Source organism: Altererythrobacter sp. MTPC7 (genome assembly GCF_042851395.1).
GTDB lineage: Bacteria > Pseudomonadota > Alphaproteobacteria > Sphingomonadales > Sphingomonadaceae > CAJXSN01.
Map to the genome: position 1 here is coordinate 15,046 of NZ_BTGS01000019.1, position 21,609 is coordinate 36,654.

The window sequence follows — 21,609 nt, forward strand, 5'->3', positions numbered from 1 at the left end:
AAGAGAGCGGAAAAGGCCATTGGCATTGCCGCAACTAGCAGCTAGTAGCCCGCCCAAACATGCGTGCGGCGACTGCCGCGGGCATCGGGGCACCGTGACCGGACACATGCTGGACCATGGCGGCTCTTTTTCGAAGAACCGGACGACCCGGACGGTCGTTCGCAGGCAAGGTAGGACTTGATGGCTGACACTTCGGGCACGGCGACTGCGACACCCGCAATCGAGCCTGCGGACCATGACGGAACCCACGACGGTGTGCGCCGCCGCGATTTCATCAATATCGCCGCGCTCGGCACGGCCGGTGTGGGCGGCCTCGCAGTGGTTTACCCGCTGATCAGCCAGATGGCACCGAGCGCCGACGTGCTTGCCGAAAGCAGCACCGATGTCGACGTTTCCGCAATCCAGCCCGGACAGGCGATCAAGGCGGTTTTCCGCAAGCAGCCGCTGTTCGTGCGCCGCCTGACTCCTGCCGAAATGCAGGAAGCCAATGCAGTGGACACAGGCTCGCTCCGCGACGCGGAAAGCCTGGCCGACCGCACGAAGCCGGGTCACGAGGATATTCTGGTCACGATGGGTGTATGCACCCATCTCGGCTGCGTTCCGCTGGGCGCCGCCGAGGGCGAGAACAAGGGCGAATTCGGCGGCTATTTCTGCCCCTGCCACGGTTCGCAGTTCGATACCGCCGGTCGCATCCGCAAGGGGCCCGCACCGACCAACCTCGAAGTGCCGGACTACGAATTTACCAGCGACACGACCATTCGCGTAGGCTGACCTGAGAAAGAATAGATCATGAGCTTTCCCTGGGCCAAACAATACACCCCCGCCAACGATCTGACGAAGTGGATCGACGAGAAGCTGCCGCTGCCGCGCCTCGTCTACAACGCGGTGGGTGCGGGCTATCCCGTTCCGCGCAACCTTTCCTATATGTGGAATTTCGGCGTGCTGGCGGGCTTCTGCCTCGTGCTGCAGATCGTCACCGGCGTCATCCTGGCGATGCATTACGCGCCGAACGCGCTAGTCGCCTTCGCCTCGACCGAGCACATCATGCGCGACGTCAACTGGGGCTGGATGCTGCGTTACGCCCACGCCAACGGGGCAAGCTTCTTCTTCCTGGTGCTGTACCTGCACATTTTCCGCGGCCTGTATTACTCCTCCTACAAGGCCCCGCGCGAGATGATCTGGCTGCTGGGTGTGGTGATCTTCCTGCTCGTGATGGCGACCGCCTTCATGGGTTATGTGCTGCCGTGGGGCCAGATGAGTTTCTGGGGCGCGAAGGTGATTACCGGCCTGTTCGGCGCGATCCCGCTGGTCGGCGAGCCGATCCAGGTGTGGCTGCTGGGCGGTTATGCGCCTGACAATGCCGCGCTGAACCGCTTCTTCTCGCTGCACTTCCTGCTGCCCTTCGTGACGGCAGGCGTGATCATCCTCCACATCTGGGCGCTGCATATCCCGGGTTCGTCGAACCCGACCGGCGTCGAGGTGAAGAGCGAGAGCGACACCGTGCCGTTCCACCCGTATTACACGGCCAAGGACGGGTTCGGGCTTGGCGTCTTCCTCATCATCTATTTCGCGATGGTGTTCTTCCTGCCGAACTATCTCGGTCACGCGGACAACTACATCGAGGCGAACCCGCTGGCGACGCCCGCCAACATCGTGCCGGAATGGTATTTCTGGCCGTTCTACGCGATCCTGCGCGCCTTCACCTTCGATTTCATCCTGCCGGCAAAGCTGTGGGGCGTGATCGGAATGTTCGCATCGATCCTGCTATGGTTCATCCTGCCGTGGCTCGACCGTTCGCCGGTGCGTAGCGGCCACTATCGCCCGCTGTTCCGCAAGTTCTTCTGGTTCGGCCTGATCCCCTGCATCCTGGTGCTGGGCTATTGCGGCGGCGCCCATCTCTCGACCTTCACGATCCTGGCCAGCCAGATCGCGACGGCATACTACTTCCTGCACTTCCTGGTGATCCTGCCGCTCATCTCGTCCTTCGAGAAGCCCGAGCCGCTGCCCTACTCGATCACCGAAGCCGTGCTGGGGTCCGACAAGAAAGCCGTGCTGGGCGAAAACACCTCGCCCGCCGTCTGAAGCGAATAGGAAAGAGTTTTAACATGGTTCGCCTTCTCGCTATCGGCGCCGGCCTTCTCTTCACCTTCGTGGTGATGATCTCATTCGTTGCGGACGCGTATAACGCGGCCACGACAGAGGCGGAGGAATCGCCGGAATACGCCTTCCATCTCGAAGCCCGCGCACCCGAGGGCGGCTGGTCGTTCACCGGGCCGATCGGCACATGGGACATCGGCCAGCTCCAGCGCGGCTACAAGGTCTACAAGGAAGTCTGTTCGGCTTGTCACGGGCTGAAATATGTCGCGTTCCGCAATCTTGCCGATCTCGGCTATACCGAGAACCAGGTCCGCGCCGAAGCGGCCACCTGGCAGGTTCCGGGCATCGACCCCGCGACCGGTGAAGCCGTGATGCGTGCGGCCGAGCCGACCGATTACTTCCCGTCGCCCTATCCCAACGACGTTGCCGCGGCCGCTGCGAACAACAATGCCATCCCGCCGGACCTCTCGCTGATCACGAAGGCCCGCCATCACGGCACGGACTACGTCTATTCGCTGCTGGCCGGATACCAGCCGATCCCGGCCGAACTGACGGAAGAATTTCCCGATTTCCGGACGCCTGAGGGTCTCTATTTCAACCCTTACTTCGCGTATCTCAACATCGCGATGGCACCGCCGCTTACGTCGACCGGCCAGGTGACGTTCGACGACGGAACCGAGGCGACCATCCCGCAGATGTCGGAAGACGTCACCGCGTTCCTGACCTGGGCGGCCGAGCCGACCCTGGTGAAGCGCAAGCAGACCGGCTGGCCGGTGCTCATCTTCCTGGTCTTTGCAACCGTCCTCGCCTGGATGGCGAAGCGCCAAATCTGGTCGGCGGTAAAGCCTGCCAAGCGCAAGGACTGATGGAACGGCGCCGCGTGTCGATCTCGTATCCCACGGCGCCTTCCCGGACCTGCAGCGGTCCTGCCCATGACGCCTGACGAAATTCGCGCGTCGATCCGGACCGTTCCCGACTTCCCCAAGCCGGGGATCCAGTTCCGCGACATTTCCACCCTGCTTGCCGACGGAAACGCACTGCGTGCCGCCGTGGGGCATCTGGCAGAGCGCACGGAAGGCGCCGATGCCATTGCCGGGATGGAAGCACGCGGCTTCATCTTCGGCGCTGCGGTGGCGATGCGCCTCGGCATCGGGTTCATACCGGTCCGCAAGCCGGGCAAGCTGCCTGTGCAGACCATCGGCATCGACTACGCGCTCGAATACGGCGCCGACCGGCTGGAGGTCGATCCCTCCGTGGTCGCTGAGGGGAGCCGCATCGCACTCGTCGACGATCTGATCGCCACTGGCGGCACGGCCTGTGCAGCAGCCGATCTCCTCAAAGAAGCTGGAGCCGTAATCACGAATGCCGCTTTCGTCATCGACCTACCGGACCTCGGCGGCGCTGCACGATTACGCGCTAAGGGCCTCGAAGTAACCGCGCTGGTTTCGTTCGACGGTGAGTAGAAGACTCAGCGCATACAGCATCGGGCGCGTCTAGCTGATCAACCCTTTGGGAAAGCTGGGATAGAATTTCGGCCCGGCGCGTTGTAGTCCCGTCTTGCGCCGCCCATCGGCTGCGCACCGCAGGAGGGCGGAATGGAATCGCAAGCGCTTGTTATCGCGACCGTCGGTGTGCTCGGCATCGGGGCGCAGTGGATCGCGTGGCGCACAGGCTGGCCCGCAATCGTCCTCATGCTGCTCGCCGGTTTCCTCGCCGGCCCGGTATTCGGCCTGTTCGATCCCGAAGAAACCTTTGGCGACCTCCTAGAGCCCATGATCGGACTGGGCGTGGCCCTGATCCTGTTCGAGGGCGGCCTCAGCCTCGATCTGAGGGAGCTTCGCCATTCGGGCGACGGTGTCTGGCGCCTGGTCGTGTTCGGCGTGCCCTTCGGCTGGCTGTTCGGCGCACTCGCCGCCTATTACGTGGCCGGGCTGGTCTGGCCGGTCGCCATCCTGTTTGCCGGCATCCTGGTGGTGACCGGACCCACGGTGGTCATCCCACTGCTCCGGCAATCCAGCGTGAAGACGCGGCCCGCCTCCATCCTGAAATGGGAAGCGATCGTGAACGACCCGTTCGGGGCACTGGCAGCCGTCATCGCCTACGAATATTTCCGCATTTCCGCCGAAACGCCCGGCGCATCGGTCTTCAACGTCGTTCCGCCGCTGATCCTGGCCGCGATCCTGGCCGGCCTGCTGGGCTTTGCAGCCGCTGCTGCCATCGCGTGGGCTTTCCCTCGCGGCGCCGTGCCCGAATACCTGAAGGTGCCGGTGCTCTTCACGACGGTGATCGGCGTCTTCGTCATCTCGAACAAGATCGAGCACGAGGCCGGACTTGTCGCAGTGACCGTGATGGGCATCGCGCTTGCGAACATGAACGTCTCCAGCCTGCGGAGCATCCATCCGTTCAAGGAAAACATCGCGGTCATCCTGGTATCGGGCATCTTCATCCTGCTCTCCGCCGGCTTGGACTTCGATGAATTGCGGGACTTCGAATGGCGCTTCGGCCTGTTCCTCCTCGCCCTGCTGTTCCTCGTGCGTCCGGCAACGGTCCTGATCAGCCTGCTGGGCAGTTCGGTCCCGTGGAACGAGCGCCTGTTCCTGGCGTGGATCGCACCGCGGGGCATCGTCCTCGTCGCCATTTGCGGCCTGTTTGCCCTGCGCCTGAACGAACTGGGTTACGGCGACGGTTCCATCCTTGTCGGGCTGAGCTTCGCGGTCGTCGTATCCACCATCATCGCGCATGGCTTCACCGTCGATATCGTCGCCAAGCTGTTGAAGGTGAAGGGTGACACGCGCCCGGGTCTGCTGATTGCAGGCAGTACATCGTGGACCATCGCGCTTGCCAAGCAGATGCTGGAACTGAAGACGCCGGTGATGATCGTCGATTCCAGCTGGCAAAGGCTGGCCCCGGCGCGCCGCGCGGGCGTGCCCTATTATCACGGCGAAATCCTGAACGAGGCGACGGAGCACAATCTCGATCTCGGACCCTACCAGGTGCTGGTCGCGGCGACCGACAACGAGGCCTACAACGCCCTCGTCTGCAACGAATTCGCGCACGAGATCGGGCGGGACAGCGTTTACCAGCTGGGCGATTCGGATGACGAAGACCACCGCACCCTGCCGGGATCCCTTCGCGGCCGGTCGCTGTTCGAAAGCGGCTTCGGCGTTGCCGATGTGCAGGAGCGCCAGCAGCAGGGCTGGGTCTTCCGCCGCACGAAGTTGTCGGACCAGTTCGATTTCGAGGACGCGCAGGAAAAGCTGCCCGAATCGACACATATGCTGATGCTGTTGCGGGAGAGCGGCCGGATGCGCTTCTTCACCCATGCAGCCCGGCCCGAACCGCGCGCCGGCGACGTCATCGTATCGTTCAGCCCCCCGCAGTCGCGCACTCCGGAAGAGAATGCGGCGCGGCGCGAGCGCAAGGAACCAAAATCCACCGGAAAGGGCGGGCCCGACCCGCAGCCAGCATGAGACGACCCAGTATGAACGCCGCCCGCCCGGCACTCCGTCCCGCACTGACCGCCATCGCCTGCCTGGCCTTGGCTGCTTGCGGCGAGCGAGAGCCGGCGCCCGAACCGGAGGTCGAGGAGACGGTGGCAGAGCCTGACGCCGAGGCCACCGACCCGACGGACCGCGCTTCGATCATCCGGCCCGATATCGAGATCGCCCGGACCGTGGATGTCGAGCCGCTCGAAATGACGCTGGGTTTCGGCACCAGCGGAACGCAGCTTTCCGCGGAGGCCGTTACCGCCCTCGCAGAGCTGATCGAGAGCCCGCAGGTGACCGAGTTCGAAGGGACGATCACCCTGCGCGGCCACAGCGACGCGGGCGGCAACGACCAGGTCAATATGCGCCTCTCGCGCGAGCGTGCGGAGGCGGCCGCGCAGTGGCTGATCGAGAACGGCATCGACGAGGAGCGGATCGAGATCATCGCCTTCGGCGAACAGAACCCGGTCGCCCCCAATGCGCTTCCTGACGGGACGCCCGACGAGGAAGGGCGCGCCACGAATCGCCGGGTCGAAATCACGGTCGCCGTACCCGAAGGCGCGAACATTCCGGCTCCCGCCGAACCGACGCCGGAGCCGGCCGAGGAAAGCGCCGTCGACAGCGTGACACGCCAATTGTCCGGCGATTGAACCGGGCGGGCTGAATTTGCGAGAAATGGTTGACCAGCGGCCCCTGCCGGTGGCATCGGCGTCACCTCTGGATGTGCGGGTATAGCTTAGTGGTAAAGCCCTAGCCTTCCAAGCTAGTTATGCGGGTTCGATTCCCGCTACCCGCTCCAGACCTTTGTAGTCTGTGAACAAGAACCAAGCGTTCTGTTTTTAAGAACCCCGCAGCCGGGTCACACGAGAGCTGGAATTCTAGGTTGGAGACGAACTTCCTTCTGTTCCGGTCGGCTGCACCGACGATTTGTCCCGGTCCGTATTCGCCCGGCAACAGGGATTGGAACTACCCATCGTCGGCAGCTGGGTAACTCTCAATGACGAGCCTTCCATAAGCTTCGAAGGTTCCTTCATCGCATTGAACTGGCTTTTTCCGGAAGCTCTGGGAAGCGTGGCAGCTGGTCGCCTTGTCGGTGAAATAATTGAGACGGGTATACCAGAACTCGACGAACGGGTTATCAAGACCATCCGCAAAAGTGGCGAGCGCGCCGCAGGGTTCACACAATGGGACATTGGCATTCCCGATTATATCGAGCTGGCATCGGATTCCATCCGACTTGGTTCCTCCCCGGACTGAAAGGTCGCGGCTTGCTGCAGCCTCTTTATCTTTGCTCGGAACCGTGAATGCATCTCCAGGGCCATTGAAAAAGCCGCAGACAAAAAATTTCGACAATCCGATTTGTAAAGAGGGCCTTATCAGCCGAACCAGTTGTATCAAGTGGACCGGTGAGGCTAGGCTCGCAAATCAACAATCGGGGCACCCATGATAACCATTGGCATTCGCGCGGCACCAAGCGCCGTGACCTTCGCGATCTATGATGATGTGAAGGACGAAATTATAAACCTTGATCAGATCACGGTTCCGGTGGCGCTAGACACGCCTGACATGCTGAAATACCTGCGCTGCCACCTGTTGGACATTCTGCGGGAGTATGAAGTCTCATTCGCTGGCATCCGTGCGACGGAACCCTCCGCCCAGCGCGCGAACATCGGCCGAATAGAGATCGAAGGCGTAATTATGGAGTCGTTCGCGAGTAGCGACCTGGAAGGCTATTACATTGGGCATGTCTCTTCGATCATGAGCCGGCTCGGTGTGCCCCGGACCGACTTCAAGTTGTTCGTCGACGGGAAGAAGGATCCGCAGATCGACGGCTGGGATCAAGCGAACGCCAACCAGCGCGAAGCGATCCTGTGTGCAAAGGGTGCGGTCAATGCTCAGTAAACCCTACAAGCGAGCCCAGTTGCATTTCGAAGATGTCCGGGAAATCGGCTCAGACGGCAAGAATTCTAAAACCTGGATTGTAAACGACGTCCAGCTGGGCGGCGAGATCGTCATGAAGAAGATCGCCAAAGTCGATCTGCCCGACGCCGATGAGTTCTTCGATGAAGCCAAGGCGCTCTATGCCACCGCCCATCAGAACGTCGTCCAGATCCATTATTGCTGTGAGGACGACGACACTATTTTCATCGCGATGCCTTTTTATGAACGCGGTTCGGTGAAGGGATTGATGGGCGAAAAGAGGCTGACTGTTCGCGAAATCGTGCGGTTAGGATGCCAGACCCTGACTGGCCTCCACAACATCCATGTGAAGGGTCTGATCCACTTCGACATCAAGCCGGACAACATCCTGCTAACTAAACGCGGTGAGGCGATGCTTGCCGATTTCGGCCTTGCCGGACGGATGGAGTTGGGCGAAGCCACCCCAAATGGTCTTTATCTGCGCATGGCCCCTCCGGAAGCGACCGCCGGCCCGCCCTTCAATCTATCGTTCGACATCTATCAAATCGGACTAACCCTCTACCGAATGGCTGTGGGAAGCAAAGCGTTCGACAAGCAGTTCGCACGGTTCGTCCCGCAACCAGGAACGATCGACACCGGGAAGCTTGGCAATGAACTGCTGGCGGGCACTTTCCCAGATCGCAAGGCTTTTGACGAACACATTCCTGCGCGGCTGCGCAAGGTCATCGTCAAATGTCTCGAACCCAACGCCGCCGATCGCTACCAATCAGCATTAGCGGTCACCAACGGTCTTGCGTCAGTTGCTGAATGCCTCGATTGGCGTCTCGAAGACGACGGAGTTGACAAAGTGTGGATAAAGAACGAAACCGGAACACAAAGCCGGTTCGTCGTCCATGGTAACGGTTCGACCATCTTTACCGTGCAGAAGGACAACAAACAGGCGCGTCGCAAGACCGCGCTTTGCAAACCGTCGATGACGCAAACGCAGATCCGCAAAGTGCTCAAAGATAACTGATGACCAAAACGAAGAACAATCCGAAAAACTACAGGGCGCGCGACGTTGCTGCCCATGTTTCTTCGCGCGGGGCGGGTGCCACACGGGATCGCGGAACTACGTTCTTCAACGGTCCGGTCAAGAACGGCTTCCTCATCCTAAGAAAGCCAAAAACCCAGGATAACGCCAGCTGAAGCGGCTTCGGGATCCGATTGATCGAACTAGCGCGCGGCGCTTCGGCATCCATCTTGATGCGCATAAAAGTAGCCATATGGTGGTGCCATCTAGAACCGAGGTATCATTGCTCGGCGACCGCAGCTGCCGGACGCTGCGAATTACAATGTGGTGGTTTAAAGACCAGTCAGTTCATATTCGCTGATTACCCGTTGCTGGCCGGCCAAAGCGCTGCTTATGCCGAAAGGGGTTAACATCAATAGGACAAGGCCATGATGCGCTAATGATGGGTTCGAACAGGTGCAAACATAGATACGAGGTCCGCTCTGCGGGTGGGATTGGGAAGGCCGCAAGATGGGAGTGGTCCGTTTACAGGGTCGACCCGGCGAACACAAGATTGACCGATCCGGTATCAGCGTTGGAAAGCGGCGAAGTCGTCGGGGCGCAATCCCAAGCCGACAAGGCTGGACGCGCAGCCGTGAAGCGATGGGATGCGATGAAGCCCAATAATGACGTGCTGTCGGACTGAACCGCCAGTTTAGCTGGATCCGCGAAAACGCGGGTATCGCTGTTCCGATGAATGGACGCGGGGCCTAGCTGCTTGATGGAACATGCCCGTGTTATAGTCGAAAGCCACGCCCAGCAGCGCGAGAAGGAGAAATGGGAACACTTGCCCAAGGACCCCTTCGCAGATTGACCACCGAACATAGGACAGGAACGGACCCGGCCCGTCCCTTTCGCACAGCAGAAGACCACCGTTTCACCGCCTTTGTAAGCGCCTCTCGGATTAGAGGGGAAAACAGAAGGTGAAATGAAATGAATATCAACAATATCAATTGCGACACGTCGCTGGAAACGATTTCGAGCGCGCCATCAGCCGCTTGTGGCATCGCGTCCATCTGCGAAGGCCTGTCGGCCCTGTCTAGCCAACCAGTTACACAGGTGCGGGAAGGATTGCGGGCGATCCCGATACCCGCCCGGTTCGACACCCTCGTCGTGATCGGTCCTTGCGATCATGGTGAGATCAGCCGAATTCGTCTGGCACGGAAGAACGAAATACACGCCGAAGGCCTCAACGCGTTCGACGCGGTGCGCATGGTGATGGGAACACCATTCGTTGACATCACCGACTGGCGGGCCACCCGGCTTCCAACCGCCGATGAAATGCATACGATCGAGGCAGAGGCCTGCAACAGCGATGCGCTGGTGCTAGTGATCGAAGCGAACATTGTATGGACAGACGCTCCTACGGATACACCCAAGATCTGCGAACCGCTGACCCTAGATGACGTCGCCGTCCTGATTCCCTGACGGACGGCCAAGGACGGAGTGCCGGGAACCGCCCACCTTGGGGAGGGCGCGTTCCTGCGCGACGAACTTCAAGCGCACGGTGTCGAAGAGCCGTTTCAAGACACCTACAATTTCGAAATCACGAAGCAGGTGCTCCTTCTCCACCGGAGCGCCGTGCACCAGATGGTCCAACAGTGTCCGGTTGCCAGTCTCAACCACCAGATCGGTTGTGCCTGAGCGGTGTTCTTCGAGCATAACATCAATCAGGGCTTCATAGGCGCCCTGATGTTGATAACCTTCGCGCTCGGTATCCTCGCGGTCGTCGTTCTCGATGTGGACCCGGGTCGTGCCCGGGCTGGGCCCGCTCGACGCGCCCGACACCCACACCCTTACGGCAGGGTTGGCTCCTGAACCTTTGGACAAAGCCATTCGCAAACTCCTTCAGGAGCGTCGCTAGCAAACACGGCTTAACGGTTGGTTGAAGTCGCGCAATTGGCATGATGCTGCTCCGCAGCATTACACAAAAGGCTTCAATCATCCGAGGGATGCCCGAAAACAGCACTGTTTACGAGGTATTAGCAAATCTACACGAGATCAGCGTGGCCAGACATCAAGAGAGCACGGAGCTGGCGCTGCCGATGCTCGCGCATAAAGAACCAGCCACACTTGCTCTCGATTCGCTATATGGATAGCCCCATATTCAACAACGCGCATCCACCACTGGGATGACTTCACGCAAAGCTACCGGATTAACGTAGTTCAAGGGCTAAACAGAGCCGCATTATTGGAGATCGTCATGTCGATCGATAGCGACCGCCGCGGATCTTCTCCCAATTACATCGTGACCCCACCGAAGCAGGAGCCTCCGTTGGAGTGCTCGACCATCTTCCCGACCAGAACCACCGGAGCCAGAATTGACCATCACGCCGGATCGAAAGCTCACCAACCAGTTTCCGCGCACAGACGCAGCGCCGATACATTCGTCGAAATACTGGGCGAAGGAAAAGGATCGGCTGCTGCGCCAGCTCCTGATTGGCGACATCGAGCAAACCACCGGTCGAGAACTCATCACTTATTTTGCGCAGCTCGATGAGGGCATAAATCATACCGATCCCGACGACCTCTCCGAGATAATCGAGGGGGTGTCCACAGGACACGTCGACCTGTTCATCCAGACCCCTGGTGGTAATGTCGATGCGGTCGAGAAGTTCATATCAGTGCTCAGCCAGCGCGTGGAAAGCTACCGCGTCATAGTGCCGAGTTGGGCGAAGAGTGGGGGCACGGTCATCGCGATATCGGCCAAGAGCATCTTGTTGGGTGTAAATTCTGAACTGGGTCCGATCGATCCGCAGATACTCCTGCCCGACCTTGGGCCGATGCCATGCGAGTTTATCTGCCGTGACGAGACCAAGGACGCCGTGCTGCGTGAATACGCGCAAGCGTCGATCAATCGCACAAAAGGGCTGACCAAGAAGATCATGCAGAGAGGCATGCTTTCCGAACTTTCCGAGAAGGAAATCGACGAAACGATCGACAAGCTGTCATCATCGAACTGCTACAACTCCCATGGCGCCGTCATCGATTTTGGCGAAGCTGAAGCGCTCGGGTTGAGTGTCGAATGGATGCCGCCGGAAGAGGAGCTCTGGCGCCGGGTTTGGCTGCTGTATTGCCTGTATGATCAGGACACAAAGAACAAGGGCCTTGGCCGCGTAATTGAAGGGGCGGTGTTCAGCATCGCTCGCCCCGCGAGCGAGCACGCGGCATGACGGCTGAAGTAGCGATCCTGAACCGGTCCGCCGTCGCGTTGGCAGCCGACAGCGTTGTGACGCTTACCGGTCCGCGTGGCGCTAAGACATTCGATACCGCCGAGAAGATATTCGAGCTGCTGCGCAACCAGCCAGTCGGCTTGATGATCTATAACAACCCATTGTTCATGGATGTCCCGTTCGAAATCATCGCGCGACAGTTTCGCGCGGAAAATGCCAAGGTGAAGATCACAGGACTGATGCAGGTTTGGCCTGAATTTCGCGGTCACCTAATCAAAATGACGAAAAAAAGTGCGGATGAAGAACAGACACATTTACGCTCTTTGGTTGCAACCGAAGTCCGCGAACTTCAGACTGAACGTCTGGCCTGGCTGTTGGATGAAGGTGGTCGGAAACGGCGGCGCGGCACGGCGAAGCTCGATGAGCATCTACGCAAATGTGCAGTCGAACGGCGCGATGAGGGGTTGTCGAAGCCGCTCAAAGGTTTCCTGAACAATAAAAGCTTCGACGATTTCCATCGGGAATACGGAAATGTCGTGAGGGCTACCACAGCCGAGACGATGGACGGCTACGACATTGGGGCGCCGCTGGGGGAAGCCATTCAAGAGATGATCTTCGCCCTGATCAAATCCGAAGAGCGGACGAGCGCCTTCACTGGGTTAGTGTTTGCCGGCTTCGGTGAGGCGGATCTTTTCGGTTCGCTACAGAACATCGAACTGGACGGCATCGACTTTGACCGACTCGCCACGAAAGCACAGACACAGAACGCAGAACTAAAGAGCCTGAACGAGAGGGTGGACGAAGCCGTCGCTCTGCACGGTGATGCGAGGCGGACCTTCGACGATCTCGAAACGGCAGCAGAACCGGCCGCGGGTGCAGCAGCGGAGGCGGAGCAATCGCGGGCCGAGATGGTCGACCTTGCCGAACAATACATATTGAAGCGTGCCCAAGCAGTCACCCTTCGCTGGGCGATCGAGCGTTACCGGGACGAGAACCAAGACCCGCTGCTCGTCCGGGCAAGCGAACTGTTCTCGAAGCTCACGGTAGGCAGATATTCGTCACTTCAGATCGACACCGATGGCAAGGACCCGCGCCTGCTCGGCCTGCGGGACGACGGACGCACGGTCGTCGATGTTGGGGGCATGAGCGAGGGCACGACCGATCAGCTGTTCCTTGCGCTCCGTCTCGCCGCAGTCGAACGGTCAGTCAGGTCGGGGACCATTCTACCGTTTCTGGCCGACGACCTATTCGTCAATTTCGACGAGCAACGCTCCGAAGCCGGCCTCCGCGTCCTCGCCGAACTTGCCCGCTCTACGCAGGTCTTGTTCTTCACACACCATCGTCATCTGGCGGACATAGCGCTGAAAGTGGTCGGTGCCGACAAGCATTCGCTATGTTCGTTGGACTGAAAGCATCGGAGCAATAGCTGCAGGATAAAACTCGACCCGATGAACCTCGCCGAGGAAACCCTCAAGCAATGCGATCGTGAGACTAGATCACGGATACAATAACGAAAACGGTTTTGACATAGCAGTCTAATCGTTCCACCAGAAGCGTCGGAAGTTGGAGATGTTGAATGAAGAAGCTTCTGTCCGCGCTAGCTCTCGCCGCAGCGTCCCTGTCGGTATCAGCTGCCCCGATGTGCGGCACCGCTTACGCAGCCAGCGGATGCTGCAAGACGTGCAAGGCAGGCAAGGCCTGCGGTGACAGCTGAATTTCGCGCGACAAGGAATGCAAGAAGGGCAAGGGTTGCGCCTGTAACGGTTGATTTCGGTCAACACCCCCTCATAGAATGCGTATCGCGACCGCTGGACCAGGTAATAAATTCGGTCGCTGATGATGGCTGAGATCCACGCGCATCGTCGGGCGGATGCAGGTCCAGCATCCTCGAGATAGTCCGGAGGGACAGCCACCGGAAACCATGAGTCCGCTCGGCCGCGTCATTCTTACGCATAGCACATTCGCGATCTTCGGAATGGCAATAGTGTTGCCGATGATGGCGATCATGACCTCTGCCGTCATACTCGACGCCGCTCAGAGCGGCTAGAATTGATACATCGTCACCGGCGCGGAGGTTTCGGCGGATATCGATTACGGTATCGGGCTGGTCGAAAAGATGCGCGGGCGCAATTACGCAGAGGCGCTTGTGCGGCAAGCGGAATATGCGCCGCCGCCGCCGATCGATGCCGGAACGCTGGAAACCGTGAGCCTCGTCGTGAGCGAAATGGCACAGATGATGTTCGCCCCCGCCATTGCGGAATTCGAAGCACTGGCGGAATAACCGATCGATAAATGACCGTTTACTCCGCGGCTCTTCCGGGAGGCTGATGAAAACGCTCGCTCATTTAACAAAAATGTCATGATGACGATCGACAGTCCGTATCTCCGGTCTGTTGCGCGATACGTCGCCGCAGCCATTACCTTCACATTCTTGGTCGGTTTGCCTGACGAACCGTGGCGGCTGCGTCGGATATTGATTCTGTTTATTTTCGCGGCCGGGGTATCCGTTTGCGATCGCACAGCAGGTCATCGGGCAATCGTCACGGTTGGTGGACTGGCTCACGGCATGCGGCTTCAAACAGACAGATCACTAAGCCCAAGCGGAGCCGAACTCCGATTATCTAACGTCGAAACATGTAACAGTTCTAATTTATAGAAAATTGTAGGGGTGATCGTCAAAACGATCGGAAAGGAAAATTGACGTGCCCCAACCAACGGAAACTCTCCAGAGATGGAAGCATGAACTCATCACGGAAGCCGCGGACCTGGTCAGTCAATACGACCCAGCGGAGACGCAGGCGTTTGCGGCACGGCTACGCGGTGTCGGAAATTGCGAAACCGTCGGCGAAGCGCTCGATCTTCTGCCGGACATGCAAGTGCCTGCCGGTTTCATCCATGCCCGCTACACGATCTACGAAGTGATCGACTCCGGCCGAGATAATGAGCTCACGCTAGATAAGCCGAAAGCCACAGGAGAGCTCGTCCAGTCAAATCTCGCCCCGCTCTCTTTCGAACGACTCGTGTGTTCGGCACTGTGTCTTGCCGACAACCAGAATGCGACCTCGACGGGACCTGGCGAATGGATCGAGAGCTTTGCGCTTCCGATCAAGGACCGGGGGGTGTTCGAGCTGGCTCTGCTGGTGAAACGGAGACAGGAGAACGATGGCTCGCTGGATTCGAGGCTGCAGGCTTGCCGAGACCTAGAACGTGATCGCGTAGGTCGTGCCGGGTCTGGAAATGCCGTGCCCCCAGTCCAAAGGGTTCCGTCACACGGACAAGACGGACGTCACCTGTTCTACTAGCCAGCACCAGGCAAAGATCACGCAAATCCTCCAGCTTGCGGTTGCGGCAATAGCGCCCTGTCGAGAGCTGACGGAAAACGAGATCCGACGTCAGCCGCAATTCGACCCGTAACGCCCCACGTCGTCCGGCGTCCCTCAGTGCTTGCAGGATAGCCTGATAGCACGCCTGATGATTGGTGCCCTCAATCGGCATCATCGGGAGGAAACACGCACCGTCCCAAACAACTGGAAGGTGTTTGCCCGGATTGGGACGGCAACCTGCATCGCACAGATAGGTCAGGTCAGGCGGTCCGCTAAAAGGGGTTTGATTCGCAAGTCCGACCGGTGCCCCGGCTGGCCTCCCCATCTGTCGATCCGGTTTGTCCATAAATCCGCACCTATCGAAGATCGGTTGACATAGGGTTACGTCGGCGCGGCAACCCCGGCGGAAATACCGCCACCCTTGATCAAGGCCGCCTGACATCGCTTCGTTTGTCATCGCCCCAATGGACCTTTTCCTGTCCGAGTGGTGCGGCCTGATCTTCTCGCTCCCTCGCAGCAATACCGCGCGGTCCCGCGACGAGCGCCCCTTCTATCATAGCAATCGATCAGCGCCAGCAACCCGATAGCGCGACTGATGCCTCACACACAGCGCGCTCGAAGCGGGCTTTAATATGCATGACGTCCGGCAACACGCCAGACCAATCCGACAAGAGAACACCTGAATCGCAGAAAGTATTAAAGTTCAACAATATGGAGGAAAAGAACATGGACGAGTTGAGTGGTATTGATCCCCGCCGCTGGGCGGAGGTCCGGCGGCGGGCCGCGGTCGTGCGGGATTACCTGCAGAAGAACCAACGCGATGCCGCCAGCGCCAAGCTGGCCGCCGGAAGACTTGATCTGAGCGTTAGCCAGTTCGCCGTGTTGACAAGGGCATTCGAAATCCACCGCAATCATGCCAGCCTCGCAGGAGCCGGGGCGCAGGAAGTGAAGACGCGGCAGCGGCCCGATGGCATCGATCCACGCGCTGAAGAACACCTTGCTTCCGCTGTCGAACGGCATGGTTGCAGCGCCTCCTTGAAGACGATCGCCGATCAGGTCGTGCACGATTGCGAACAGGAGGGCGTGCCGTTCCCGTCAAAAATGACGATCAACGACAAGCTGATGGGATTCCGCAGTTCGGGGAAGGGCCACCGGTATTCAGGACCGCCGACGATCATCGTTTCACGTCTTTGGCTGGACTTTCCAGTTGTCGGGTCTGAAGGTTTTCTGACATTTACGGAAGCGTTGCTGGCCGTGCATCTGCCGGAACGCAGCATCGCCTGCCACGAAGTCGGCACTATGGACAACGCTCCACCCAGTTTGATCGCGTTGCTATCAACCCTGGATGCAGATGTTACTGACACGGAACCAACCCGCAGTATTGTCGTCCATCGTCGGGAGGTAGCTGGATTGAATATGACAAACGATGCCATTCGCGAAAGACTGGAGATCGGAGACGATGCCAGTGCACTGGTGGCGCGTTACCTCGGGGATCAGCTCGACACGATCGGTCTTCGTTTCCGAAGGCCGAGAGTGGATCCGGCGAAATTGCTACGCTCGCGTTTCGACAGCGCAGTAGATCCAGCCGATGCGCTGACGGCGCTTGAAATGGCAATTCACAACCACAACCAGAACGCGTTCCCAGCCGCATTGCTCAGCGAGTGAGATCGAGCGGCTCGGCGCGCTACCGATCGATCATGACACCAACCGTGTGGGCCAGACGATCGGGTAGTGGCGGCATGCAATTGGGGTCTGTGAATCTAGCCTGCCAGCTTTGGGCGATATGCCGGTTATGCACGATCATCTCGATCTCCATGCGTTCGCGTGCTTCGTCGAGGGTATGCCAATCCTTCGGCTGCACGCCGGATATGGCACGCCTCTCCAACGTAGCTGCCGGAAGCAGACCTATACGGCCGATCATCCTTCCCACGCTTCCCATGATGTAACGCCCGAAGCGGCGGTGTGGGTTGAACCCCTGGAAATTGACTGGGCGAACCTCGCTGCGCACCTTCCCCTCCCATTCGCGGAACGCATCCAAATCATTCCCAATGACTAATTCGACGCTGGTCAGCGTTTCCGCCCACGGAACCTCCGTTCCGGTGCGGGTCCGCAAACGACCGACGACATCTTCCGCCGCTTCGCGATAACCCGTCACACTCTCGTTCAAGGCGGCGACGGCGAACCCCAATAGAAGGCCGGTCGACTTATCGAGACCAACGAACAATACGAACGGTCTCGCATCCTCTCCGGGAACGTCGATCGCACAGCAGTCGAATGCGATGTCATTGCCGACGACCGAACCCCGGCTTCGTTCGCGAATGGCATCCTCGACCATGAGCCGGACAGTAGCGCGGCCCGGTATGTCGTGGGGCGTATCGGCAACCGCGTCCAGCACCCCTGTTATGCATTTCTCGATCGAGAAGCCTTTTTTCGGGGCACGGGCCACGGCTCGGACGGACTCCGCCGCCATTCTTTGCAGCAGTTCTGCATCGTATCTGCTGCGCCGTCTTCTCGGACCATCGGCATGGATACCAAGATTGGCCAAACTGCGCTGCTCAGGATCGGACCATAATGCCGACAGGGAATAGAAACGGCTGGTGCTGAGCCCAGCCAAATCCGCGACATCTTCTATGTCGCTGGTTTTGTCTTCCCATCGAGCAAGCGCTTCCAACCGGTTGTTCACCGAATCCCTCTTCTCGGGTGGAAGTGACCTCCATAGTTCCAGCTCTCGATCCGGCAGCGGTGTCCTGAGATAGCGCTTCATGGTGGAAGGCAGGTCTTCCTCACCACCTGGCACAACTGAAAAAAGTCCGCCTCGCGAGTTCATGTCCGCCTCGGTTCCAGGGCGGTATTAAATCGCAGGGAGTAAGAATACGGGTGCATCACCTAAGGTGAAGCTGAACTCCAGCGAAAATTCAAGTTAATTATGAAGTTTTATGTTGCAATCAGGGAAACACGGCAGCATAAGGCATTATTGAAATAAACCTAAAACTTCAGAGTTGACCTATGAAACGTTTCAGTTCCGGTATTCCTGCTGGCTATCACCATAGGGTGAACATGTCGTTGCAACGGTTTAAGAGGCTTCAGCGCCAACCGCGCACAAGTTCGTGGCGTCCCGTTCCCGCCAACACTACCCATCGTCCCTTTGGCCGGTTCAGGTAACGATCGTGTTTGCCGTTCCACGGACTTATGACGGTCTTCCCAGCTTCCATGACGAAGAGGTGACCGGGACGCCCATGCGTCTCAAGCGCATGCTGGCCGAAGACAGCGACAGTTTGCGCGAACGCAGCGGCGCCAAGATCACGATCTTGGAGCATGGCGGCAAACATCCTGTCCTGATCAATAGGGGCCAGCGCCATTCACGAAGCTTCTTCCCCTCCGCAAAAGTCAACACGGTGCAATTCGTAGAAGGTCTGGCTGAGGAGCGCGTGGCCAAATATTACGAGATCCATGGCCCGAGCATCGATTATCAGTGCCACCAACTCATGATCCAGTTCATGCTCAACAGGCGCCTGCGGAAATACATCTCGGATCTTTCACGTGCCTTCGTAGACGCGAAAGGCGTGGTGGTTCCCGAGCTGATTGAGGTGAAGAGGTTCCCCGGCGATCTGCGCGACGATGATTACAAGGAAAAGCTCGCGGCCGTCAGGGAGCTTCTCCGGTCCATCGGTTGGCGCTTCACGATCATCAATGATCGCGAGATGTTCAGTCCGCCCGAGCTGTTACCAAACGTCGAGCGGATCTTCGTCCGCCGTTACGCCGGCCTCGATGAAAAAGAATGTTCCGCTGCAGAAGAAATCATCAAGGCGGGCGCCCCCGTAACCTGGGGCGAATTCAGGCGCGCAGTCGCTCCGACCGACCCCCTCCAAGGTGACGCAGTGATCGAAACACTGATCGCGAGGGGCAAACTGCTCACCGATCTCGAACAATACCTCTGCAACTCGACGTTCCTCCAACCCAGCATAAGGCGCTCCGCAGCCTCGCCAATCCGGATCTAACCCAAAAGGACGCCCGCATGCGCACGGACCTACCCATAGACATCAAGCAGGGTGCCGAAGTCGTCATCGACGACCTCCTGTTCTATTTCGACAGGGTCGATCCCGACGGGTCGGTCACATTGAGGCCGCCCCAGAACTCCAATCGCGGCCATTACATGGTCGTCGGCAAGACCGGGTATCCGCGTAACATGAACTGCGAGGAGTTCATGGCGCTCTTCGCTGCAAAACGCCTGATCATCCGAGAGGCTCCACTCTCCGACGCCGTGCGGCAAGCAGCACGCGAGCCGAACTATACCCGAAAACAGATCCTCATGATGGATGCCACCAGCCAGTTCCGGACGCTCGTCCTCATCGCGTTGGACAAGGCCATCGAGCAGGGTCGCACGACCCTCGGACCGGGTTCGCTTCGGTCATTCATGCAGTATGAATTGACCCACAACGAAGAGATTAGCAACGCCGCCGGGGCATGGGAGATCAGCCCGTGGCATCTGCAGGAAATGTATCGGACACGCGGCCGCCCGGGGTCGCGCAGACTTTGCGACGGCATGTCCAAAAGGGGCCGCGCGAGGACGAAGCACAAGCTGAAGCATCCGACCGAGATCGCTGCCTACCATCTTAGCCGCTGCGACAAGCGAAAACGCAACATATCGAAGCGCTTCGAAGAATACGTGGCGGAGCTCAGCACCATCAACAGAAGCGGCGTCGTGGATCGTCCGTTACTCGTTCTAAGCGGCGAAGGTGATTGGGAAGTCGGACCGGACCGAACGAACTATCTGAAGCCATCTTCGAAATACGAGCCCATGTCGGAATCAAAATTCCGGAGTCTCGCGAAGGAAGGTTCATCCAAGAAGTCCTACGCGATCGGCACTACCGACCAGGCTGCCGAACAGCGCTTCGACGGCGGCGGGTTCAGCGACGACCCCAGGCACGTGGGCGAGCTTTGCTCGATGGATGACAGTCCCATCGAAGCGCTTTTCCTCGTCGACCGTGCCTCCATGGAGCCGCTCGGTAGACCGATACTCACCCTGCTTATGTGTTGTTTCTCCCGAGTGATACTTGGTTGGCATCTGAGCTGGGAGCCGGCTTCCAGCAATTCAGCGATGAAGACCGTCCTGCACGCCAACCTGCCGAAGCTCCTTCCTGAGCGATACATGAAGCAATTTCCCGATCTGCCCTATCTCAGATGCGCACCGGGCACGATCAAGCTGGACAACCTGGCGGGACATCATTCGGTAGCATTCCGAGACGCCATGGCCGATCAGGGGATCGCCGTGCGCTACACGGGCAGCCGCTGCCCAAGGGACAAGGCGGACGTGGAACGGCTGGTCAGGACCATCATCGAACTGCTGACGCAGGAGTTGGCAGAGTCGAATTACGACATCGCCCGGATGCGGCTCTATGGGTTCGAGCCCGATAAGCAGCAGTTGTGCACGCTGGAGGAGCTGCGCCCGATACTTACTAGGGCCATCTGCTACTACAATACGTCGCGTCATGAAGGCTTGGACGAGGAGCAACCGCAGCTCGTCTTCCGAAGAGATGTCGCTGGACGCAAATTGGGCATCCTCAACGACGCGGAGTTGCTCAAGGATTCGATCGGTGACGTCTATTACGACGTATCGCTATGGAACTGGGGCGTCGAGATCGAAGGCGGAAGGTATGGCGACGCCGAGGCGGTGCGCGAAATGATCCAGGACTTCAACAAGCGGAAGAAGCTACCCAAGGGGGACATCACACCGCTGCAGAAAAGGGTCAACCCCGACGACCGCAAACAACTCGTCGCAAAGGTCAAGGTCAAGATCGACCCGGATGACAGCGGCATCGCCAAAGTCTGGAACCCCCACTCCGAACCGCCCAAATTCGTGCGCTTGCGTTCGAACGACAAAAGCCGGCTCGGTAAGCCGCTCTGGTTCCTGAAAAGGGAGAAGGAATGGAAGAAGCAGCAGGCCGACGAATACTGTTCGAAGGAGCAGGAGGCGGAAAACTACGCCGATTATGTCGAGAAACTGCGCAATCTCAATCCGGAAGACGACAAGCGACTGCACCGTGATCTCGCCCGAGCACTGGAAAGTCCGAGGCTGCAGAAGATGCTCGTAGGGAACGTCAGCGTGGTGGATGAAGGTGATCATCCGTTCGCCACGATTGATGGCGGTGAGATGCCGCAGGACGAGGGTGTGAGAGAGACCGAGAAGGGTCCCCAGATTTCCGCAGAACCCGATGTCGATTCGAACGGCGACGCCGCGCACACACTCGGTATCGAACTAGCCGCCCGAACCCGCAAGGACGCCACAACGAAGCTACCGTCTGGTGCTTTCGCACGCAGCCCTTCCAAACGGAAAACCACGCCGCCCAAAAAGTCGGCCGGAGAGACGCCCGGCACGACGCCACGTAACCGCAAGCCGTCCCCAAAGAGAACATCGACACCGACCAAGGTGAAATCCAACGCCAGTCCCCGTCGCCGGAGCAGAGGTTCAAGCTGGGGCGAAATCTAGTGTCTCGGGTAAGTTGACGGGTCGGTTTCATCGCAAAACCAGCACGGGCCCGACACTCATTTTAGGCGGCAAC

23 protein-coding genes and 1 tRNA gene are annotated in these 21,609 nt (G+C 59.0%); 22 read left to right on the top strand and 2 right to left on the bottom strand.

Going from position 1 to position 21,609, the window contains the following annotated elements; all coding sequences use genetic code 11:
- The first annotated feature begins 180 nt into the window (after positions 1-180).
- The 13 genes from petA (at position 181) to ACGHJ7_RS13660 (ending at position 9,981) form a co-directional block, all read left to right on the top strand.
- Complete coding sequence (gene petA / locus ACGHJ7_RS13600; protein WP_390478740.1) at positions 181-771, top strand: ubiquinol-cytochrome c reductase iron-sulfur subunit; 591 nt, start codon at positions 181-183, stop codon at positions 769-771.
- A gap of 18 nt (positions 772-789) precedes the next feature.
- A complete protein-coding gene (locus tag ACGHJ7_RS13605; protein WP_390478743.1) occupies positions 790-2,082 on the top strand; it encodes a cytochrome bc complex cytochrome b subunit in 1,293 nt (430 codons plus the stop codon).
- Positions 2,083-2,105: 23 nt separating this feature from the next.
- Positions 2,106-2,963: a cytochrome c1 gene (locus tag ACGHJ7_RS13610; RefSeq protein WP_390478745.1), complete on the top strand. Its 858-nt coding sequence runs from the start codon at positions 2,106-2,108 to the stop codon at positions 2,961-2,963.
- Positions 2,964-3,029: 66 nt separating this feature from the next.
- On the top strand, positions 3,030-3,560 hold the full coding sequence (locus ACGHJ7_RS13615) for an adenine phosphoribosyltransferase (protein ID WP_390478748.1): 531 nt from the start codon (positions 3,030-3,032) through the stop codon (positions 3,558-3,560).
- Between the two features lie 132 nt (positions 3,561-3,692).
- Positions 3,693-5,567: a cation:proton antiporter gene (locus tag ACGHJ7_RS13620; protein ID WP_390478751.1), complete on the top strand. Its 1,875-nt coding sequence runs from the start codon at positions 3,693-3,695 to the stop codon at positions 5,565-5,567.
- Between the two features lie 11 nt (positions 5,568-5,578).
- Positions 5,579-6,232 carry an OmpA family protein gene (locus ACGHJ7_RS13625; RefSeq protein ID WP_390478754.1) on the top strand — a complete coding sequence of 218 codons (654 nt, stop codon included), beginning with the start codon at positions 5,579-5,581 and terminating at the stop codon, positions 6,230-6,232.
- 75 nt (positions 6,233-6,307) lie between these two features.
- A tRNA-Gly gene (locus ACGHJ7_RS13630) sits at positions 6,308-6,381 on the top strand.
- Between the two features lie 161 nt (positions 6,382-6,542).
- Positions 6,543-6,839 (top strand): hypothetical protein, encoded by a 297-nt coding sequence (locus tag ACGHJ7_RS13635; RefSeq protein ID WP_390478757.1) that lies wholly within the window; start codon positions 6,543-6,545, stop codon positions 6,837-6,839.
- Positions 6,840-7,025: 186 nt separating this feature from the next.
- Positions 7,026-7,484 carry a hypothetical protein gene (locus ACGHJ7_RS13640; RefSeq protein ID WP_390478760.1) on the top strand — a complete coding sequence of 153 codons (459 nt, stop codon included), beginning with the start codon at positions 7,026-7,028 and terminating at the stop codon, positions 7,482-7,484.
- The gene (locus ACGHJ7_RS13645; RefSeq protein ID WP_390478763.1) at positions 7,474-8,517 is read left to right on the top strand and encodes a serine/threonine-protein kinase; all 1,044 of its coding nucleotides are present in this window, start codon (positions 7,474-7,476) and stop codon (positions 8,515-8,517) included. The genes ACGHJ7_RS13640 and ACGHJ7_RS13645 overlap by 11 nt, the downstream gene beginning before the upstream one ends.
- Positions 8,517-8,690, top strand: a complete 174-nt coding sequence (locus ACGHJ7_RS13650; RefSeq protein ID WP_390478765.1) for a hypothetical protein — start codon at positions 8,517-8,519, stop codon at positions 8,688-8,690. Before ACGHJ7_RS13645 ends, ACGHJ7_RS13650 begins: the two co-directional genes overlap by 1 nt.
- Positions 8,691-9,067: 377 nt before the next feature.
- Positions 9,068-9,199: a hypothetical protein gene (locus tag ACGHJ7_RS13655; RefSeq protein WP_390478766.1), complete on the top strand. Its 132-nt coding sequence runs from the start codon at positions 9,068-9,070 to the stop codon at positions 9,197-9,199.
- A gap of 287 nt (positions 9,200-9,486) precedes the next feature.
- On the top strand, positions 9,487-9,981 hold the full coding sequence (locus ACGHJ7_RS13660) for a hypothetical protein (RefSeq protein WP_390478767.1): 495 nt from the start codon (positions 9,487-9,489) through the stop codon (positions 9,979-9,981).
- Here ACGHJ7_RS13660 and ACGHJ7_RS13665 read toward each other — a convergent pair.
- Positions 9,952-10,389 (bottom strand): hypothetical protein, encoded by a 438-nt coding sequence (locus ACGHJ7_RS13665; protein WP_390478770.1) that lies wholly within the window; start codon positions 10,387-10,389, stop codon positions 9,952-9,954. The two genes, ACGHJ7_RS13660 and ACGHJ7_RS13665, sit on opposite strands and share 30 nt — an antisense overlap.
- 68 nt (positions 10,390-10,457) lie before the next feature.
- On the opposite strand from ACGHJ7_RS13665, the gene ACGHJ7_RS13670 reads away from it, so the two are divergent.
- From ACGHJ7_RS13670 to ACGHJ7_RS13700, 7 genes are all read left to right on the top strand, one after another.
- Complete coding sequence (locus ACGHJ7_RS13670) at positions 10,458-10,652, top strand: hypothetical protein (RefSeq protein ID WP_390478772.1); 195 nt, start codon at positions 10,458-10,460, stop codon at positions 10,650-10,652.
- Between the two features lie 222 nt (positions 10,653-10,874).
- Complete coding sequence (locus tag ACGHJ7_RS13675; RefSeq protein WP_390478774.1) at positions 10,875-11,726, top strand: hypothetical protein; 852 nt, start codon at positions 10,875-10,877, stop codon at positions 11,724-11,726.
- Positions 11,723-13,135: an ATP-binding protein gene (locus ACGHJ7_RS13680; RefSeq protein WP_390478777.1), complete on the top strand. Its 1,413-nt coding sequence runs from the start codon at positions 11,723-11,725 to the stop codon at positions 13,133-13,135. The genes ACGHJ7_RS13675 and ACGHJ7_RS13680 overlap by 4 nt, the downstream gene beginning before the upstream one ends.
- Positions 13,136-13,302: 167 nt before the next feature.
- Positions 13,303-13,440, top strand: a complete 138-nt coding sequence (locus ACGHJ7_RS13685; RefSeq protein ID WP_390478780.1) for a hypothetical protein — start codon at positions 13,303-13,305, stop codon at positions 13,438-13,440.
- Positions 13,441-13,842: 402 nt separating this feature from the next.
- Positions 13,843-14,007 carry a hypothetical protein gene (locus ACGHJ7_RS13690; protein ID WP_390478783.1) on the top strand — a complete coding sequence of 55 codons (165 nt, stop codon included), beginning with the start codon at positions 13,843-13,845 and terminating at the stop codon, positions 14,005-14,007.
- A 421-nt stretch (positions 14,008-14,428) separates the two neighbouring features.
- Complete coding sequence (locus ACGHJ7_RS13695; RefSeq protein ID WP_390478785.1) at positions 14,429-15,028, top strand: hypothetical protein; 600 nt, start codon at positions 14,429-14,431, stop codon at positions 15,026-15,028.
- A gap of 657 nt (positions 15,029-15,685) precedes the next feature.
- Positions 15,686-16,714, top strand: a complete 1,029-nt coding sequence (locus ACGHJ7_RS13700; RefSeq protein WP_390478788.1) for a hypothetical protein — start codon at positions 15,686-15,688, stop codon at positions 16,712-16,714.
- 19 nt (positions 16,715-16,733) lie between these two features.
- On the opposite strand, the gene ACGHJ7_RS13705 is transcribed toward ACGHJ7_RS13700, so the two are convergent.
- The gene (locus ACGHJ7_RS13705) at positions 16,734-17,813 is read right to left on the bottom strand and encodes a hypothetical protein (RefSeq protein ID WP_390478790.1); all 1,080 of its coding nucleotides are present in this window, start codon (positions 17,811-17,813) and stop codon (positions 16,734-16,736) included.
- 403 nt (positions 17,814-18,216) lie between these two features.
- On the opposite strand from ACGHJ7_RS13705, the gene ACGHJ7_RS13710 reads away from it, so the two are divergent.
- Both ACGHJ7_RS13710 and ACGHJ7_RS13715 read left to right on the top strand, forming a co-directional pair.
- Positions 18,217-19,047, top strand: a complete 831-nt coding sequence (locus ACGHJ7_RS13710) for a hypothetical protein (RefSeq protein ID WP_390478793.1) — start codon at positions 18,217-18,219, stop codon at positions 19,045-19,047.
- A gap of 17 nt (positions 19,048-19,064) precedes the next feature.
- Positions 19,065-21,536, top strand: a complete 2,472-nt coding sequence (locus ACGHJ7_RS13715; RefSeq protein ID WP_390478795.1) for a hypothetical protein — start codon at positions 19,065-19,067, stop codon at positions 21,534-21,536.
- Positions 21,537-21,609: the final 73 nt, after the last annotated feature.